This is a genomic window from Sporosarcina sp. FSL K6-1540 (assembly GCF_038620285.1).
In the GTDB taxonomy this organism is placed as follows: Bacteria; Bacillota; Bacilli; order Bacillales_A; family Planococcaceae; genus Sporosarcina; species Sporosarcina psychrophila.
In genome coordinates this window covers 489,494-508,412 of sequence record NZ_CP152018.1, presented here as the reverse complement: position 1 = coordinate 508,412, position 18,919 = coordinate 489,494, and the positions used below count along the sequence as shown (strand labels likewise).

Below are 18,919 nucleotides of genomic sequence, written 5' to 3'. Positions count from 1 at the left end.
GTAGTCTGCTATAATGAGAGAAACAAATCTTGGTGCGTTAGAACGGAGTGGAGAAGATGCTTTATAAACGGACTGAATATTTTAGGTATACATTTGGGGAACCGCTTGTAGCTGAATTCCGGATTGTCGTTGAAAATGGAACGGATATAGAATCGAGCCCGGGCGAATGTCATTTCTTGGACATCAGTCCTGGTGGTGCAAAGCTTTTTGCGAAGTTCGATATTCCTCTTGAACGTGAATCTGTCCGCTTGCATATCAAATTCACACTTTATGAAAAATTAATCGACCTGCAAGGCGTAATTGTGTGGAAGAAGCCATATAGTGGGGGATACATGTACGGTTATGATTTTGATGAAAACGTAGAAATTGAACATTTAATCGTCGAAGAGCTTAAACTTCGCAGACGCTCTGAAAGTGCATTGGGTAGCGCTATAAAGGACGAAAAAAAGTGATTTTTGAACGTATTCGTCACAAATCGACAATATATTTAATTTTCTAAATGTTTTTAGAAGGACTTTATGGGGAATGTGTAGAAGTGTACTGTATAGGTTAACTTAAAGGAGGAGTTCATATGTTAGATTTTAATATTCGCGGTGAAAATATCGAGGTAACTCCGGCAATTCGTGAACATGTCGAGAAGAAATTGCAAAAAATCGAAAGATACTTCGATGAAAATGCGAACGCAACTGCACATGTGAATTTGAAAGTTTACAATGATAAGCAAACTAAAGTGGAAGTAACAATTCCTATGAAAAACTTAACGCTTCGTGCAGAGGAACGTCATAACGATTTATATGCAGCTATCGACTTGATCGTTGACAAGTTAGAGCGTCAAATTCGAAAATATAAAACAAAAGTAAACCGTAAGTTCCGCGAACGTGAAGGTGTTGCAGCATTCTTCGCATCAGTCAATAAAAGCGAAGAGAAAAACAGTGATACAAATGGGGAAGAGGATCAGGCATTTGCGATCGTCCGAACAAAGAATTTTGATCTAAAACCGATGGACCAAGAAGAAGCAATTCTTCAAATGAACATGCTTGGCCACGATTTCTTCGTCTTCACAGATTCCGATTCTGACGGCACAAACATCGTTTATAAACGTAGCGATGGTAAATATGGCTTAATTGAAACAAGCTGAATAGATAATGGAGTTTGGAAGACCCCTAAGCGGGAATACTGCTTAGGGGTCTTCTTTTGATTTCCAATAGTGGGGGACGAGCGGAAAAACCTATTATACCCGTGTATTATGGCCCTCCTATCGCGCAATACAAAATTTCCTTAATGTGTTTTGGCTAGACCATTTGCACCGTGCAATTCACAGTGTTAAAATGAAGGGTGAACCTAATGAGGATGTGACCTAAATGCTTAGCGTATTGAATAAAATGTTTGATATGAATAAACGAGATTTGAAGCGTCTTGACAAGATTGCGGACAAGGTCGAAGCGCTTGCAACACAAATGGAACAGCTTACGGATGAACAACTGACAGCAAAAACAACTGAATTCAAAGAACGTTTCTTAAAAGGAGAAACGCTTGATGATCTTCAAGCTGAGGCTTTTGCAGTCGTTCGCGAAGCGTCGAAACGTGTTCTTGGCATGTATCCATTCCGTGTGCAAATTATTGGGGCTGCTGCTTTACACGAGGGCAATATCGCGGAGATGAAAACCGGTGAAGGGAAGACGTTGACGTCAACGCTTTCGGTTTATTTGAACGCACTTGCGGGTCAAGGCGTACACGTTGTAACCGTGAACGAATACCTTGCAAGTCGTGATGCGACGGAAATGGCGCTACTTTATGAGTTTCTCGGATTCTCAGTTGGTCTGAACTTAAATAGTTTATCGAAAGAAGAGAAACGGGAAGCGTACAGTGCGGATATCACGTATAGCACGAACAACGAACTCGGTTTCGATTACTTACGTGATAACATGGTGCTTTATAATGAACATAAAGTGCAGCGTCCGCTGTTCTACGCAGTTATAGATGAGGTTGACTCGATCTTAATTGACGAAGCGCGTACACCACTAATCATTTCAGGGCAAGCTGCGAAAGCGGCAGAATTGTATCGCTTGGCAAATAAATTTACACAATCACTCAAAAAAGAAGAAGATTATTCATATGATGAGTCGACGAAAGGTGTCGTCTTGACAGAAAGTGGTATCGAGAAATCGGAAGCTGCATTCAGTATTGATAACTTATTCGATTTGGAACATACGACACTTAACCATGCGATTAACCAATCGTTGAAAGCACATGCGAGTATGCATATTGATGTTGATTACGTCGTTCAAGAAGGCGAAGTCGTCATTGTCGATTCATTTACAGGACGTCTTATGAAAGGTCGTCGCTACAGTGATGGACTTCACCAAGCGATTGAAGCAAAAGAAGGCCTAGAAGTTCAGAATGAAACGATGACTCTTGCAACAATTACGTTCCAAAACTACTTCCGTATGTATGACAAACTGTCCGGTATGACTGGGACAGCGAAAACGGAAGAAGAAGAATTCCGTAATATTTACAACATGAACGTCATTGCTATACCGACGAATCGTCCGCTAATCCGTGATGACCGTGCAGATCTTATTTACTCTTCAATGGAAGGTAAATACCAGGCAGTTGCGGAAGACATCAAAGAACGGAATGACAAAGGGCAACCAGTTCTTGTTGGTACAGTTGCGATTGAAACGTCTGAGATTATTTCGAAGCATTTGACAAAATACGGTGTGAAGCATAATGTTTTAAATGCGAAAAACCACAGTCGTGAAGCGGAAATCATTTTGGAAGCCGGTCATAAAGGCGCTGTTACAATCGCGACGAATATGGCGGGCCGTGGTACGGATATTAAACTTGAAGAAGGCGTGCAGGAACTTGGCGGTCTCGCGGTTCTTGGTACAGAACGACATGAGTCGCGTCGAATTGACAACCAGCTACGTGGACGTTCTGGTCGTCAAGGGGATCCGGGTGTAACGCAGTTCTATTTATCGCTTGAAGATGAATTAATGCGCCGTTTCGGTTCGGACCAAATGAAGTCGATGATGACGAAACTTGGTATGGATGACACGACGCCAATTCAGTCGAAAATGGTATCGCGTTCGGTTGAATCTGCTCAGAAACGGGTAGAGGGAAATAACTTTGATGCACGGAAACGTTTGCTGCAGTATGATGATGTATTACGCCTGCAGCGAGAAATCATCTACAAAGAACGTAATGAAATTCTAGAGTCAGAAAACATTCGTGGCGTACTAGAGAAAATGCTGTCGAATGTAATTGCAAATGCTGTGGCAATTCATACGACGGAAGAAAAAGAAAGCGATTGGAATCTAAAAGGACTCGAAGATTTCTTGGGCGCAAATATACTCCCAGACGGTCGTATAACAACTGTGGCTATGGAAGAGAAATCGGTTGAGGAATTGACGTCGTTGATCCAAGAAGCTGTTACTGAACGGTACGATGAGAAGGAAGAGGAAATGTCGGAAGAGCGCATGCGCGAATTCGAAAAAGTCGTCTTGCTTCGTGCCATTGACTCGAAATGGACAGATCATATTGACGCGATGGATCAATTGCGTCACGGTATCCATTTACGTGCTTATGGTCAAACTGATCCGCTTCGTGAGTATCAGGCGGAAGGATTTGCAATGTTTGAGGAAATGGTCGCATCGATTGAAGCCGATTCAGCGAAATATGTGATGAAAGCAGAAATTCGCAACAACCTTGAACGTGAAGAAGTTGTTAAAGCACAGGCCGTTAATCCGAAAGAGGATGGCGAGCAAGTGCGTAAGAAACCAGTGCGTCGCGCAGTAAACATCGGTCGTAACGATCCATGCCCATGCGGCAGCGGGAAGAAATATAAAAACTGCCACGGTAATGCATAAGTTACCGGGCAACCCAAATTCAGGAGGAAACTATTATGATGGAATTATCCGATGTACGCAACGAGCTCGACAAATCAGCTAAGAAATTAGCGGACTTTAGGGGGTCTCTTTGACTTAGAAAACAAAGAGGCACGAATTCAAGAGTTAGATGAAGCAATGCTAGAGCCAGGTTTCTGGGATAGCCAGGAAGGTGCACAAAAAGTAATCTCCGAGTCGAATGCGTTGAAAGACGTTGTCGGCGAGTACACGGAGTTGACTGATGAACAAGAAAACCTTGAAATGACGCTTGAACTATTACGCGAGGAAAACGATGCAGAGATGCAAGAAGATCTTGGCGTAGAGTTGAAGGGATTCAAGAAGAAGCTCGATGAATTCGAACTGCAAATGCTACTCAGTGATGAATTTGATGCGAATAGTGCGGTTCTTGAACTTCATTCGGGTGCAGGCGGTACGGAATCCCAGGACTGGGCTTCTATGTTGCTTCGCATGTACACACGTTGGGCTGAACATCGCGGCTTCAAAGTCGAAACACTCGACTACCAAGCCGGGGACGAAGCTGGCGTGAAATCCGTAACATTGGCAATTAAAGGCCATAACGCATATGGTTATTTAAAAGCAGAAAAAGGCGTTCATCGCCTCGTTCGGATTTCTCCGTTTGACTCATCAGGCCGACGCCATACGTCATTCTCTTCAATAGAAGTAATGCCGGAGTTTGAAGGCGAAGTTGACATTGACCTTAAAATGGAAGATGTTAAAATCGATACGTACCGTTCAAGCGGTGCGGGTGGACAGCACGTCAATACGACAGATTCAGCAGTCCGTATGACGCATCTTCCAACTGGCGCAATTGTTACATGTCAGACAGAACGTTCACAAATTAAAAACCGTGATCGCGCAATCAATTTATTGAAAGCGAAAATTTACCAGATCAGAGTCGAAGAAGAAGAAGCACGTCTTCTTGAAATTCGAGGAGATCAAAAAGAAATCGGTTGGGGAAGCCAGATCCGTTCATATGTTTTCCACCCGTATTCCATGGTAAAAGATCATCGGACGAGTGCAGAAACAGGAAACGTCAGTGCGGTAATGGATGGCGATATCGACCTGTTCATCAATGCTTACTTACGTTCACGTATATCTTAATAAAATGAAATGAAAAGGAGTGCACTTCGGTGCGCTTTTTCATTTGCCCACATCTTTAATGAAAAAAATGGATAGTCCTATAAAGAGGTTTTGGAAGCATGGATTATGTGTATATTAACTAATACAGACGTAATTTTAATGTTATTAGTCGTTTGGCACGTCTAATAATGGAGTTCACAAAGTTGAGACAAACTGTAGTGGAGGTTGAGAAGACGCTATTTGTCGACGGTTTGATGAATTTAGGGTAATCCCTAGGTGATTTTAATGCACGTTGTTTTGGTATACTTAGGTAGGTAGTACAATAATTCATAAATGGAGGTAAGAAAATGAAAACTAAGTTTTTAGCAATTATGTTGGGAGCTGTTCTTGTCCTTGGGGCATGTGGCGGCGACAAAGCAAAAGAAGAAGATAAGGGTACAACAGGTACTGGTAATGAAACAGCATCAGTAGACGTTGAAAAAGTGGTTAGCACGAGCTGTATCGCTTGTCACGGCGGTAACCTTGAACTTAAAGGCGGCGTGGGTCCCGATCTATCAAAAGTTGGTGACCATATGTCTGAAACAGAAATCCATGACGTAATCATCAACGGCCGCGGCAGTATGCCACCTGGTCTTATCAAAGGTGAAGAAGCAGACGCAGTTGCAAAATGGCTTGCTGAGAAAAAATAACTTTTACAATGAAACCGCAACTGGGCGATATGCCTGGTGCGGTTTTTTTGTTTATTGGCGGGATGGGTGGGGTTTGGTAGTAGAGTATGTCGGCTTGCCGTGACAGTTCTGCGGTTAGCCCTCACAGTTTGCAGAAATACCCTGACAGTTTGGCGTTGCCCTTAGAGTATGTCGACTTGCCGTGACAATTTGGCAGTAAGTCCTCACAGTTAGCGGAAAAGCCATGACAGTTTGGCGTTGCCCTTAGAGTATGCTGGCTTGCCGTGACAGTTCTGCGGTTAGTCCTCACAGTTAGCAGAAATACCCTGAAAGTTTGGCGTTGCCCTTAGAGTATGTCGACTTGCCGTGACAATTTGGCAGTAAGCCCTCAGAGTTAGCAGGAAAGCCATGACAGTTAGACGTTGCCCTTAGAGTATGTCGGCTTGCCATGACAGTTCTGCGGTAAGTCCTAACAGTTAGCAGATTAGCCATGACAGTTTGGCGTTGCCCTTAGAGTATGTCGAAATGCCGTGACAGTTCGACAGTAAGCCCTCACAGTTAGCAGAAATACCCTGACAGTTAGACATAGCTCCCGCATTTCCCTCACAGTTCAACGGAACTCTTCATCATTTGATAAAACCATCCGCTAGTTCAAATATTATTGTCAAAAAAAAGAGGAGTTACCTCCTAAAGGTCGAATACAAACAAGTGAGTTAGACTTTTGGTCTACTAGTTTTACTGTATAATAGTACTACGTTCTATGTTTATCGACGTTATATTCAAGTTTTAATTGAAACACAACTGTAATACTTAGAAAGGTGAATCATGTTATAATGGGGCTGTTGGAAAAAAAGAGAGACAAAAATATTCAGGTGGTTTTAGAATGATTGTGATGAAAAATGTCTACAAAAAGTATCCAAACGGTGTCGTAGCAGCAAATGGCATTAACATCGAAATCGACCGGGGAGAATTTGTTTACGTGGTCGGTCCGAGTGGTGCAGGTAAATCGACATTTATTAAAATGATGTATCGTGAAGAAAGACCAACAAGTGGAGAAATTCTTATTAATGGTATAAATCTTGCAACATTGCGTAACAAACGTGTACCCCAATTGCGCAGGCAGATTGGTGTCGTTTTTCAGGACTTTAAATTATTACCTAAATTGAATGTTTACGAGAATGTGGCGTTTGCGCTCGAAGTCATTGAAGCACCGCCAGCAGAAATACGAAAAAAAGTGAACGATGTTCTTGCGCTTGTCGGACTTACGCAAAAAGCGCGGATGTTCCCGAACGAATTATCAGGTGGAGAAGAGCAACGTGTTTCCATCGCGAGGTCAATCGTCAACGTACCGAAAGTTGTCATTGCAGATGAACCGACAGGAAATCTTGACCCTGAAACATCATGGGAGATCATGAGGATCTTCGAACAGATTAATGCTCGTGGAACGACGATTGTCATGGCCACCCATAATAGGGAGATTGTTAACGCTATAAAACACCGTGTTATCGCAATAGAAGGCGGACTCATTACCCGTGACGAATACGGAGGTGAGTACTATGAAGGCTAGAACACTCGGTCGGCATGTACGCGAAAGCTTCAAAAGTATTCGCCGTAATAGCTGGATGACATTTGCGTCAGTCAGTGCTGTTACTGTCACCCTCCTGCTTGTCGGTGTATTCATCGTGATTATGATGAATTTTAATCATCTCGCGCAAAGTATCGAGAATGACGTGGAAATTAAAGTGGTTGCGGATCCAGCTGCAGATAAGTTGATAATTAAAGAGCTGGTAGAAAAAGTTCGTTCGACAGATGGCGTTCTCGAAGTGGTCTATTCGTCGAGAGATGCTGAGCTAGACAAGATGATTAAATCATTTGGTGACGAACTTAGTTTATATAAACAGAGTAATCCGCTTGGCGATGCACTCTATGTAAAAGCGAAGGATCCACAACAGACTGCTACTATTGCTAAGAAAATTGATACATACGACTATACATATGAGGTCGTGTATGGCGAAGAAAAAGTGGAGAAACTCTTCAATGTACTTAACCTGAGCCGGAATATCGGTATTGTTTTGATATTGGCACTGTTATTCACGGCGATGTTCCTTATTTCGAACACGATCCGAATAACTATCGTTGCTAGAAGAACTGAAATTGAAATTATGAAATTAGTCGGAGCGACGAATAACTTCGTGCGTATTCCGTTTTTGTTGGAAGGAATGTGGCTTGGCATTTTGGGGGCATTAGCTCCAATGCTCATCATTTCTATATCCTATTACAAACTATTCGAGCTTTTGGAACCGAAGCTACAAGGAGAATTGTTCCAATTACTAAACACGACACCATTTATAATCCAACTGAACGGACTGATTCTGTTTATGGGGATCTTTATTGGTATTTGGGGCAGCTTTATGTCTGTGCGTAAATTTCTTAAAGTGTAATTGATAGATAGAGTGTGAGAGGGGAACTGGGAAGTTGAATAGATATAAAAAGCTGTTGTCAGGTACAATTGCAATCGTTTTCCTGTCCACTATTATTAGTGGAGCGGGAGTTTTAGCGAGTCCTTTGGATGACCTGAAAAAAGAACAGAAATTACTTGATAAGAAGAAAAGTGAATTGAATACGGGAATTAGTAAAAAGAATACTGAAATTAAAAGCAAAAAAACGACTATCGAAAAAATTACGGATCAAATTTTAGCACTTAACGCTAAAATAAACGAATCCAATGAACAGATTAACCGTGTTATCGGACAAATAAATAAAACAACCGAAGAAATTGATGCGTTACGCATTTCAATTGCTGATCTTGAAAAGAAAATTGAAGAGCGTGACGTGGTATTGCGTGAACGTGTTCGTGCTATGCAAGTAAAAGGCGGACAAGTTAGCTATCTTGACGTTCTTCTCGGAGCCAATAGTTTTGCAGATTTCATAGACCGTTTTTCGGCTGTCAATTCTTTAATGGATGCAGATCGAAGTATTATGGAGCAACAAGCGAGTGATATTGCGCAGCTTGAAGAAGAAAAAGCACTTGTCGAGTCAAAACTTGCCAAGCAGGAAGCCGCTAAAAAAGAACTTCAAAACTTGAGAGCATCTCTTTTAGCACAGAAAAGTGATAAGAATAAGTTAATCGATAAACTAGAAGCAGAACAACAGAAATTAGCCAACGAAAAAGAAAAGCTAGAAGTTGATTTGCATGAAACTTATGAAGTTAGTAAGGATGTTGAAAAGAAAATTATAACAGAACAAAAACGTATTGCTGAAATTGCGCGTCAAGCTGAAATTGCACGTAAAGCAGCGGCAGCTCAAGCCGCGAAAGACAAACAAAATAGTAGTGGTAGTGGGGGTTCATCTTCTTATCTTCCACCCGTCTCAAATGGGACATGGACGAAACCTGCTTCCGGAACTTACACGTCGTCATTCGGTTGGAGAACGCATCCAATCTACGGCACTCAAAGGCAGCACCGTGGAGCCGACATTGCGAATAGCACTGGAACATCTGTTGTATCGGCGGGTGACGGTGTTGTTTCCCACGCCGGACCAATGGGAACTTACGGCAATGTAATCATGGTGACACATTCAATTGATGGGCAGATTTTCACAACAGTTTATGCACATTTGTCCAGCATTAATACAAGCGCTGGTCAGCAAGTTGCGAAAGGCCAGTTCATCGGGAAGATTGGAACCACAGGCGCATCGACCGGGCCTCACCTCCATTTTGAAATGCATATCGGAAACTGGTCTGCATCTGGACCAAGTGCCGTGAATCCATTACGTTATGTATCATTCTAACTAATTGTGTCCGCCTCAAGACTGAGGCGGACTTTTTTTGTTTCTTTCAACTAGAATGATGGCTTTCGATGCTATTTTTGGATACGATTATGGTATTAGGTGTTGAAGGGGGCAAATGCGAATGCCAGTCACTTCATTTTTCACGATAGGAAGCCTTAGTGTTCCCTCGTCTTGGATTGCCCTCATGGTAGCATTTGTTGTTGCATATAGTGCAGTTCGGTTCAGATTTGGGAAGAAGCAGGCGGAAATCATAGGAGATGCGTTCTTTTACTTGGTGATTGTTTGGAAATTGAGTATAGTACTCACTGATTTCAATTCGGTTCTTCGGTCACCACTTGCGATTGTTTATTTCCACGGTGGGGCAGTCGGTTTTTACTTGGGGCTGCTATTTATTGTCGGGAAGACCTTATGGGACATGAAGAAGGGGCGGCTTGATGCTAATGGATTTCGGGCACTTTTTACGGGTGCAGTTTTAGTTCAAGTTGTGTATCAGGTGATAATGGTTTTATTGAATGAAGGCGAAATGATTACGCAAGTAGTAACGGTAGTTGTATTTGGGTTATTCGCGGTATTTTTCTGGATGAATAGTGGGAAAGCGGATAATTGGCCGGTTCAACTTGCACTTGTGTTTATGGCGGTTCATGTTTTTGTGGCTGCCGTCCAACCAGATGAATTTATTCAGACACCGCTTATTACGACTGTAGTCATGGGATTGTTTTTTGTGATTGTGTTTATGCGAAAGTTAGATTGGAGGGATATCTATGAATAAGAAAACACTCGGATTCATCATAGCTGTACTGCTTATCGGATCGATGGTGGTCATTATGGTGAAATCGAATTTGGATAAACCAAAACCAATTGATGAATTTCTGATTGGTGCCGACTTTAGTGCATTAGACGATGAGCCTGGTTTGGAAAAAGGTTCGGTTCCGCCTGACTTTGAACTGTCTACGATGTCTGGTGATGTGGTGAAGTTATCGGATTTGAAGGGCAAAAAAGTAATATTAAATTTCTGGGCTTCGTGGTGTGGTCCATGTAAGGCGGAAATGCCGCATATGCAGAAATACTATAAGAAATATAAGGATACCGATAATGTGGAAATTATTGCGGTCAATTTGACGACGGAGGAAAGGCGCGGCCTTAAGGGCGTTGAGGAATTCATCAAACTCTATGGATTAACGTTCCCGATTCCGCTGGATAAAGAAGGTACTGTTATCGATGATTATCGGATTATCCCAATTCCAACAACGTTTATGATTGGCACTGATGGTGAAATCAGTCAGAAAATTGTTGGGCCGATGGATGAAAAAGCATTGAGGAGCCTTGTTAAGAATTTAGATTGAAGAAAGCCGGTTTTCTGCTGTCGTAATGTTCCTTTATCGTTCATATAGTGGACGGAGGAGGGGACATTGCATTATGCAGAGAAGCCGGTTTATGTTATTCGTCATACTGGCCGCTTTGGCGACGGTCGTCTTTCTTCTGTTGGATGGTTGTGCAGGAGAAGGAAGTGCTAAGAAGGAAGAGGGGACGCTAAGTGCGTCGTTTCCGGTAATCGATGAAGCGTTCAACGTCATCAAGAAACAAGGCGTATACCCAGTGGATAAGGACAGGTTGATTGAAGGGGCGCTGCGCGGAATGGCGGATGTCATCGGCGATCCGTATTCGACGTATCTGTCGCAGGAAGAGGCGGCCGCCCATAAGGAATCGCTGGCAGGAGAGCGAATCGGGATCGGCGCTGAAATTACGCGCTCGAATGGGAAATACATCATTGTGGCTCCGGTGAAAGGGTCTCCAGCTGAAAAAGCGGGTTTGCAGCCGTATGACGAAATCGTTCGTATTGACGACGAGCGAATTGAAGGGGAATCACTGCAAGACGTAGTACAGCGAATCCGCGGCAAGAAAGGGACAACGGTTTCCATGACGATTTTCAGACCTGATTTGGATAAGCATATCGAAGTGTCGGTCGTGAGGGACAGTATTCCTGTCAAAACTGTATCCACTGAAATGATTGAAGAGCGTGGACAGAAGATCGGTTACATATCGATTACGATGTTCGGCAATGAGAGCCGCCAAGAGTGGCTGGATGGAACAAACAAGCTCATTAAGGACGGGGCACAGTCACTGATAATCGATGTGCGCGGCAACCCCGGCGGTTACCTGCATACTGTTGGCGGTATCGTGGGCAGTTTAGTGAAGAAAGATACGACTTTTGCCTATATGCAAGATGCGGCTGGAACGCTGGAACCGCTCGTTACGGAAAAGACCGACAAGTTTCCATATGATGAAAAGCTGCAAAAAATGCCGATTGTTTTACTGCAGGATAAAGGCAGTGCCTCCGCAAGTGAAGTGATGAGCGCTGCATTGAAAGATTTAAAAAGAGGCTACATCATTGGTGCAACGAGTTTCGGAAAAGGAACGGTTCAAGAAACATTGGACTTGTCAAACGGTGGAGAGATGAAGTTGTCGACTCATAAATGGCTCACACCAAAAGAAAAGTGGATTCACGGAAAAGGTGTGAAAGAAGACCTTGAAGTTGTTCAAAGTGAATTGTTTGGCGAGCATATCCGACTCGTCACAGAAGTCTATACGGAAGGCGATTATCACGACGATATCGCTTATGGCCAGAAGTTGCTGACGGGCCTAGGATATAGTGTCGCCCGCAACGACGGATTTTTTGATGAATCAACTTCTCGTGCAGTTAGCGCTTTTCGGGAAGATGCTGAAGTAGAAGCGGGACCGACCATGGATCGATTATTCTTCTCAACGGTAAAAATTAAAGTGGAAGAATTCCGAAACGACCGTAAAAATGACGATCAGCTGCAAATGGCAATTGGCTATATCCATCATATAGTAGCTGGAAAGTAAAAGTTGACTCCCGACGTAACGATGTCGGGAGTTTTTTTGTTTTATTTGTTTTATTGGATGAGGTGGATGCAGGTGGCCATGACTTCGGGGAGACTAGCCATGACAAAGTCGGTATTTGCCCTTACTAACTTTGTCGGCCATGACTTCGCGGGGGATAGCCATGACTTCCAGGAGACTAGCCATGACAAAGTCGATATTTGCCCTTACTAACAGGTGCGGCCATGACTTCGCGGGGGATAGCCATGACTTCAAGGAGACTAGCCATGACAAAGTCGGTATTTGCCCTTACTAACTTTGGGGGCCATGACTTCGCGTGGGATTGCCGTGACTTCAAGAAGACTAGCCATGACAAAGTCGATATTAGCCCTAACTAACTTTGATGGCCATGACTTCAAGGGGAAGAGCCAAGACTATCGCCTACACAACACCAAAACTATAAGCGGTTTTTACCATTTAATGAATAATTCAATACCGTTTCACATAGAGCAGGATTCTTTTGTTACAATGTAGAAACATGATAGTGTAAACGAAGATTGGATGGTGACGGTTCGTGTCCGAGAAAACGATGTTTGACATAGTAGAAGCGGTTGCGCTGTTTTTCCTGAATCCATTATTCATAGCGGTTCTTTTTACAGCAGTTGGAGTTGGGTATTTCCGTGTGAAAAAAGAGCGTCGGAGTTTTAAAGTCCGATTGTTGCCGGGGTTAACAGAATTGAAGCGGCTTTTGGCTGAGTCATGGCACTATGCGCTCGTACTCTCCGTTTTGATTTCCGGGGCAGGTTTGCTAGCAGATCCGGGTTGGCTTGTGCTATTTTCTGCGTCAGCACTTATTGCACTGCTGACATTCTATTATAAAGTGACTTCACCGATTTATTTTGCGTCTGCGGCTTTTTTCGCTCTTTATTTCATAGAAAAGTATATGGGGAATTTCTCGTTTCGTGGCTGGACGCCAGGGCAGGCGGATTTACTTGGCGATCTTGCGGTAACGATTCCAGTCATCGCTGGGTTATTCTTAATTGTAGAAGGACTTCTTATTAGACGTCATACGATCCGCTATGCGTCGCCGTCCTTGATGCATACAAACCGTGGACTGCGTGCTGCAGCCTTCAAGACGAAGCGGCTATGGCTGTTGCCAGTAGTATTTTTGGTGCCAGGGGATATGATTTCGGCTTTCGTACCATATTGGCCGCAATTCACATTTGGAGAGAGTGCATTCAGTTTTGTTCCGGTTCCTGTTATAATCGGATTTTCACAAGTGGCTCGCTCGCTGTATCCAGATGTTTTATTCCCGAAAATTGGCCGCGCTATCGTTTGGACAGGCGGTATTGTCGTTATCGTAGGGCTTGCTGCATTATGGCTTCCGATTTTAGGATGGGTAGCTTTACTACTAGGGGTAGTGTGTCGCGCCGCCATTTCCATTACGGCTTCGGTACGTGACAGGCAAGGTGGGTTCGCTGTTGCGCCGCGTCCAGCGGGGGTTGTCATCGCGGGCGTTGTACCAGGATCTCCAGGAGAAAAAATGGGGCTTCTGCCGGGTGAATACATTCGTGCTGTAAATGGTCTTCAGGTAAGCAACGAGAAAGAACTATACGACGCGATTCAGCTAAATGCTGCACATTGTCGCTTGCAAGTGATTGATCGTAACGGGGAAGTTCGGCTTATGCAACAGGTTATTTATCGACATGACCACCATCGCCTAGGACTTCTCGTCGTTCGGTAAACATCGAGTGAACGATTACTCTGGAAGGAATGTTGAAAATGGATTCATTCGATACTAAACTGTTACTTGCCTTGCTTTTGCCAGGATTACTTGTTATTTTATTCACCCGTGTGACATTTCACCACGTCGTCGGCCTTATTTTGACGGTTGCGTTGATTGCAGCTTCAGTATATGCCGGTTATACGCATAACTGGCTACTTTACGGGGCGGATGCGCTATCGCTCACGGTCGGGTTTTGGTATGCGACACGTATGATGAAGATTGCAAGGCAGCATGAACAAGAGGATTGACGAATAGAGCCGCTCGCTGTTAAAGGAGCGGTTTTGTTGTGGGATGAAATAGTGGGGCAAATAGAGTGTTGGACCGAGCATATCCGGCGTGAACCGATCAAAACACATGGCCAACCGAGCATATCCGCCGTGAGCCGATCAAAAGACATGGCGACCCGAGCATATCCGCCGTGAATCGATCAAAACATGTGGCGACCCGAGCATATCCGCCGTGAGTCGATCAAAACACGCGACTGACCGAGCATATCCATCGCCGCCCGATTATAAGACGTGGCGACCCGAGCATATCCGCCGCGAACCGATCATAACCCACGGCGACCCGAGCATATCCATCGCCGCTCGATCATAAGACGCGGCGACCGATCATATCCACCGCCGTCAACCAACCAATCATCCTAAAAAAAAAAGACCGCAGCCAAGCGGCCCCCATCCTCACATAAACAAACTATAAACAGCCAACACTGCAATCGTGCCAAGAACAACAGACATCACCCCGCCGCCAAAAATGGCGATTAAAAACGCGGCACCAGCTCCAAGCACCCCAAATAATATATTCCCTTCCTGTACAAACAAAATTGCTGGGAAGATGAGTGCACCTAGGACGGCATAGGGAATGTTGCGCAAGACACCTGACACAATCGGCGGCAGCTCTTTACCGTCTAAAACAGTCAGCGGAATCATACGCGGAATGTATGTCACAAGCGCCATACCAAGAAGCATCCACCAATAACTAGGCCCCATTAAACTTCCTCCTCTCGTTTGAACATTGTTTCAGTCGTTTTCCCGCGCCGTGAATAAACAATCTCTACTAGAATAGAAGATGCAAGTGTTGCGACAAGAATGGACCAGCCCGTCGACAAGGCCTCTGTTACGTACAGGACGCAATGGATGACCGCCGCAAGTGCAGCGAGCATGACAACTTTGCGGTTGCCCTTCATCGAAGGAACAAGTAATCCGATGAACATTGCGTAGAGTGCAATCGACATTGCGGCTTGTAAAAACTGTGGAAGATTTGCGCCGATAATGTGACCGATAACGGTGAAGATGACCCAACTGCCATACGCAATTAACGATACCCCAAATGCGAATGCGGTCGGAATCTTTCCTTTCTTTCCTGTTGCGAGTACTGTAAATGATTCGTCCGTAATGCCGAACGCATAGATCGCTTTTACCCATTTTCGTGCGGGCTGCATCTTTTCATTGAGCGAAGCCGTCATAAGAAAGTGTCGAATATTGACGACGAATGTATTCATGACGATCAACAGCGGGTCGATGCCTAATGTAATTAGGCTGAGCGACATGTATTGTGCGGCACCGGCGTAGACGAATATACTCATTGCCGTAGCTTCTATAATGGACAAGCCGGCAGTTTTTGCGAGCAGTCCAAATGTAAGAGCTACGGGGAAATATCCGATTGCAATGCTCGTCCCTGCTTTTAGACCAGCTGAGAATTGGTTATTCTTCATTGTATTCACATCTTCCCAAAGTATATTTAAGCGATTATACTATACTTCAGGGTTTAAATGTTCATATTTAAAGGAAAACTCTAAATACGGGGTATTTTTATGTAATCAAAAAGTAGAAAGCCTGACGAAAAAAGTTTTTGAATTGAGGTTGTTACTAATGAATGAGTGGATGAATCCTGATAAAATAATCGAATTAGCACAACACTATAAATCACTTGGGCCGTTTCTTGGGCTATTACTGCCATTTATCGAGTCATTTCTACCGTTTCTTCCGCTCTTTGCATTTGTTCTGGCGAATGCAGGCGCTTACGGTCTTTGGTATGGATTCCTTCTGTCATGGGCGGGAACTGTTGTGGGTTCTTATGCTGTATTTTTGATCATCCGAAAATATGGACGCAATCGGTTACTTAATTTCTTGACAAAAAGTGCCCGTATCCAAAAGTTGATCAAGTGGGTAGATAGAAACGGTTTCGGACCCTTATTTTTATTTCTGTGTTTCCCGTTTACACCGTCCGCACTCGTAAATCTTGTGGCTGGCCTATCTGATATGAAGAAAAAGAATTATTTAGTCACACTGATGGCCGGAAAGTTTGTCATGATTTTCATGATTAGTTATATCGGCTATGACATTAAAGCATTATTCACGGATCCAAAGCGAACTGCGGCTGTCGTAGTCGGTATCTTTTTACTATGGCTCGTGGGTAAATATTTTGAGCGCAGGCTGAATTCAAAAGTGGAGGCCGATTTCCGTGCATCTGCTGCTTCGCGTAATGACAAGTAATCACTCCCTATTATGTGAAATGGTTCCTGTCATCCCTATCTTAGACATCAAGTAAAGTAGGGATGATAGGTTTTTTTAGAGGTATGAATCACAGACTTTCATCCAAACAGTATTAGCCAATACGTTGTTCGGGGAGATAAAACGTGGTCATCAATTTGAGTTAGACGACAATAATTTAGGTTCCGACCTACCATTGAGGTCGTTCAAGAATTGAAGTTGACACAAAGTAACTGATTACAAATGGACGTCCCCTATTTTTTGTTTTGCTAAAGGGAATTGATTGTAGGTGTTTATAACTTGTTTTATAAAGGGAATGACTTTATTGTGGTTATATAATACTATTTACATGTAATGAATTTGTCGGTCGATAGAAAAACAATATCTATGCTATTTGCTTATATTGATTTTCGGATAAAAGGGGTTATCTTATGGAAGAAAATATTCTCAAGCGTAACAATGTGAATGTTACTGGTGGAGGTACAAAGACAATCATTTTTGTTCCAGGATTCGGATGTGACCAAAATATTTGGAGGTTTGTGGCACCTTTCTTTGAAAAGGAATATCGGGTTGTCCTTTTTGATCACGTAGGATCGGGGAAGTCAGATACGAATGCTTACAGTTCTAGTAAATATAGCGATCTTCATGGTTATTCACGAGATGTTCTTGACATTTGTGCAACATTAAATTTTGAAAATGTAGTTTTAGTAGGACATTCAGTTGGCTGTATGATTGGCATGTTGGCATCTATTCAAAAACCCGAGTATTTTGAGCGTCTAATCATGATTGGCCCCTCGCCTTGTTATTTGAATGATCCTCCTGATTACATGGGGGGATTCGAGAAGGTGGATCTTGAGGGATTACTTGACATGATGGATATGAATTATATTGGATGGGCAAACAATTTTTCGCAAGTTATTATGGGAAACCCTGAACGTCCGGAGCTGTTTAAAGAATTGGAAGAAAGCTTTTGTTCAACGGACCCAATTATCGCTAGCCAGTTTGCAAAGACCACCTTCTTCTCTGATAACCGGGAAGATTTGAAGAAAGTGGTGGTTCCATCCTTAATTATGATGTGTTCAGAAGATACAATTGCTCCAATTGAAGTCGGTGACTATATTCACCGCCATCTGTCAGGAAGTACATTGATACTAATGCAGGCAACGGGGCATTGTCCTCATATGAGCCATCCGGAAGAAACGATTCGCCTGATTTGCGAGTATTTATCAGCTAGCAGATGAGTTAAGGAGTAGATTTTCGTATGGATGAACAATTGAACTATGCACCGTGCGGCTATCTCTCACTTGCCGATGACGGAACAATATTGACGATCAATGAAACCTTACTTCAATTACTAGGGGGTGACCTTGTCGACGTACAGGGAAGGCATGTCAACTTAATCTTGACAGTCCCTAGCCGGCTCTTTTACCAACTTTATTTTTTTCCGATGATCAGATTACATAAAAAGGTGGATGAAATGTATCTCACCCTCAAGTCGAAAAGCGACCAAGAGATTCCTGTGCTCATCAATGCTTTGCGCAAGAATCGAAGCGGGATGCAGGTAAATGACATTATTATTACTCAAATGCATCGTCGCACCGAGTATGAGCTCCAACTACTTGAAGCTAAAAAAGCTTCTGAAGAGGCCGTTAGGATAAAAAGTGAGACCATTGCTGAGCTTAATCAGCTACAAAAGGATTTGAAAAGTAAGCAAACAGAACTTCAAGAACTGAACGCCCAGCTGCAGATTTTAGCCGAGACAGATGAATTAACCGGACTTAAAAATCGGCGTAGTTATCAAGAAGATTTGGCTACGAACATCGCCGCAAGTGCAATAACAGCACAACCACTGTCACTAGTGCTACTTGATATTGATCATTTTAAGAAGGTTAATGATACGTACGGACATTTGATGGGTGACAGGGTCCTGCAGAAGTTGGCACAACGTCTGAAGACTGCATGCGAAGAAGGCAATATCGCTGCCCGTTATGGAGGGGAAGAATTTGCATTGATTCTTCCGCGCATGGACGAACATGGTGCGCTAACTTTTGCAGAAGGGATTCGATCATATATCGAAAGTACTTCTTTGGGAGAAATCCCAATTACAATTAGTATCGGCATAGCAACTATGAAAAAAGGAGACACTGAAACAACTCTCCAATCCAAAGCGGATCAAGCACTTTATTCATCCAAAGAAAGCGGTCGCAATCAGGTCACACATGCACTTCAGTTGTAACATGGACAGCCAATCGAAAAAGAAGCAGCCCAACCGCTCAATAGGTTGGGTTTTTTTGATAAATAGAAGCCGTAGACATCGTTATGCTAAGTCCTACTATTTCTGTACAATAGAAAGAA

Annotated in this window: 18 protein-coding genes; 16 read left to right on the top strand and 2 right to left on the bottom strand. The window is 43.3% G+C overall.

The genetic code is table 11. The annotated features are described in order from the left end of the window. Positions 1–56 precede the first annotated feature (56 nt). The 13 genes from MKY15_RS02380 to MKY15_RS02320 all read left to right on the top strand — a co-directional run bounded on the left by MKY15_RS02380 (position 57) and on the right by MKY15_RS02320 (position 14,320). Positions 57–452 (top strand): PilZ domain-containing protein, encoded by a 396-nt coding sequence (locus MKY15_RS02380; RefSeq protein ID WP_067211970.1) that lies wholly within the window; start codon positions 57–59, stop codon positions 450–452. Positions 453–571: 119 nt separating this feature from the next. After that, entirely contained in the window at positions 572–1,138 is a 567-nt protein-coding gene (gene raiA, locus MKY15_RS02375; RefSeq protein ID WP_342538853.1) for a ribosome-associated translation inhibitor RaiA, read from the top strand. Positions 1,139–1,361: 223 nt separating this feature from the next. Further along, positions 1,362–3,869, top strand: a complete 2,508-nt coding sequence (secA, locus tag MKY15_RS02370) for a preprotein translocase subunit SecA (protein WP_067211966.1) — start codon at positions 1,362–1,364, stop codon at positions 3,867–3,869. 38 nt (positions 3,870–3,907) lie between these two features. After that, positions 3,908–5,009 (top strand): peptide chain release factor 2 gene (gene prfB, locus MKY15_RS02365; RefSeq protein WP_156476176.1). Its coding sequence is split into 2 segments (ribosomal slippage): positions 3,908–3,979 and positions 3,981–5,009, totalling 1,101 coding nucleotides; the frame shifts between segments, so codons are not numbered across the junction. 326 nt (positions 5,010–5,335) lie between these two features. Next, entirely contained in the window at positions 5,336–5,677 is a 342-nt protein-coding gene (cccB, locus tag MKY15_RS02360) for a cytochrome c551 (RefSeq protein ID WP_067211961.1), read from the top strand. A gap of 862 nt (positions 5,678–6,539) precedes the next feature. Further along, a complete protein-coding gene (gene ftsE, locus MKY15_RS02355) occupies positions 6,540–7,223 on the top strand; it encodes a cell division ATP-binding protein FtsE (protein ID WP_067211958.1) in 684 nt (227 codons plus the stop codon). After that, positions 7,213–8,097 carry a permease-like cell division protein FtsX gene (ftsX, locus tag MKY15_RS02350; RefSeq protein WP_067211956.1) on the top strand — a complete coding sequence of 295 codons (885 nt, stop codon included), beginning with the start codon at positions 7,213–7,215 and terminating at the stop codon, positions 8,095–8,097. The genes ftsE and ftsX overlap by 11 nt, the downstream gene beginning before the upstream one ends. 34 nt (positions 8,098–8,131) lie before the next feature. Continuing rightward, positions 8,132–9,445, top strand: a complete 1,314-nt coding sequence (locus MKY15_RS02345) for a peptidoglycan DD-metalloendopeptidase family protein (RefSeq protein ID WP_342538852.1) — start codon at positions 8,132–8,134, stop codon at positions 9,443–9,445. Between the two features lie 121 nt (positions 9,446–9,566). Beyond that, on the top strand, positions 9,567–10,214 hold the full coding sequence (locus tag MKY15_RS02340; protein WP_342538851.1) for a hypothetical protein: 648 nt from the start codon (positions 9,567–9,569) through the stop codon (positions 10,212–10,214). Then, on the top strand, positions 10,207–10,788 hold the full coding sequence (locus tag MKY15_RS02335) for a redoxin domain-containing protein (protein WP_342538850.1): 582 nt from the start codon (positions 10,207–10,209) through the stop codon (positions 10,786–10,788). Before MKY15_RS02340 ends, MKY15_RS02335 begins: the two co-directional genes overlap by 8 nt. A gap of 73 nt (positions 10,789–10,861) precedes the next feature. After that, positions 10,862–12,310: a S41 family peptidase gene (locus MKY15_RS02330; RefSeq protein ID WP_342538849.1), complete on the top strand. Its 1,449-nt coding sequence runs from the start codon at positions 10,862–10,864 to the stop codon at positions 12,308–12,310. A 550-nt stretch (positions 12,311–12,860) separates the two neighbouring features. Continuing rightward, positions 12,861–14,030, top strand: coding sequence for a PDZ domain-containing protein (locus MKY15_RS02325; RefSeq protein WP_342538848.1), 1,170 nt, complete (start codon positions 12,861–12,863; stop codon positions 14,028–14,030). Between the two features lie 38 nt (positions 14,031–14,068). Then, a complete protein-coding gene (locus MKY15_RS02320) occupies positions 14,069–14,320 on the top strand; it encodes a CsbA family protein (RefSeq protein WP_067211939.1) in 252 nt (83 codons plus the stop codon). A 432-nt stretch (positions 14,321–14,752) separates the two neighbouring features. Here MKY15_RS02320 and MKY15_RS02315 read toward each other — a convergent pair whose 3' ends face one another. After that, positions 14,753–15,061, bottom strand: a complete 309-nt coding sequence (locus MKY15_RS02315) for an AzlD domain-containing protein (RefSeq protein WP_342538847.1) — start codon at positions 15,059–15,061, stop codon at positions 14,753–14,755. Beyond that, complete coding sequence (locus MKY15_RS02310) at positions 15,061–15,786, bottom strand: AzlC family ABC transporter permease (RefSeq protein ID WP_342538846.1); 726 nt, start codon at positions 15,784–15,786, stop codon at positions 15,061–15,063. The genes MKY15_RS02315 and MKY15_RS02310 overlap by 1 nt, the downstream gene beginning before the upstream one ends. 157 nt (positions 15,787–15,943) lie before the next feature. Here MKY15_RS02310 and MKY15_RS02305 point away from each other — a divergent pair, with 157 nt between their 5' ends. From MKY15_RS02305 to MKY15_RS02295, 3 genes are all read left to right on the top strand, one after another. Then, positions 15,944–16,567 (top strand): TVP38/TMEM64 family protein, encoded by a 624-nt coding sequence (locus MKY15_RS02305; protein WP_342538845.1) that lies wholly within the window; start codon positions 15,944–15,946, stop codon positions 16,565–16,567. Positions 16,568–16,995: 428 nt separating this feature from the next. Next, positions 16,996–17,805: an alpha/beta hydrolase gene (locus MKY15_RS02300; protein ID WP_342538844.1), complete on the top strand. Its 810-nt coding sequence runs from the start codon at positions 16,996–16,998 to the stop codon at positions 17,803–17,805. Between the two features lie 20 nt (positions 17,806–17,825). Continuing rightward, positions 17,826–18,800: a sensor domain-containing diguanylate cyclase gene (locus tag MKY15_RS02295; RefSeq protein ID WP_342538843.1), complete on the top strand. Its 975-nt coding sequence runs from the start codon at positions 17,826–17,828 to the stop codon at positions 18,798–18,800. Positions 18,801–18,919 lie beyond the last annotated feature (119 nt).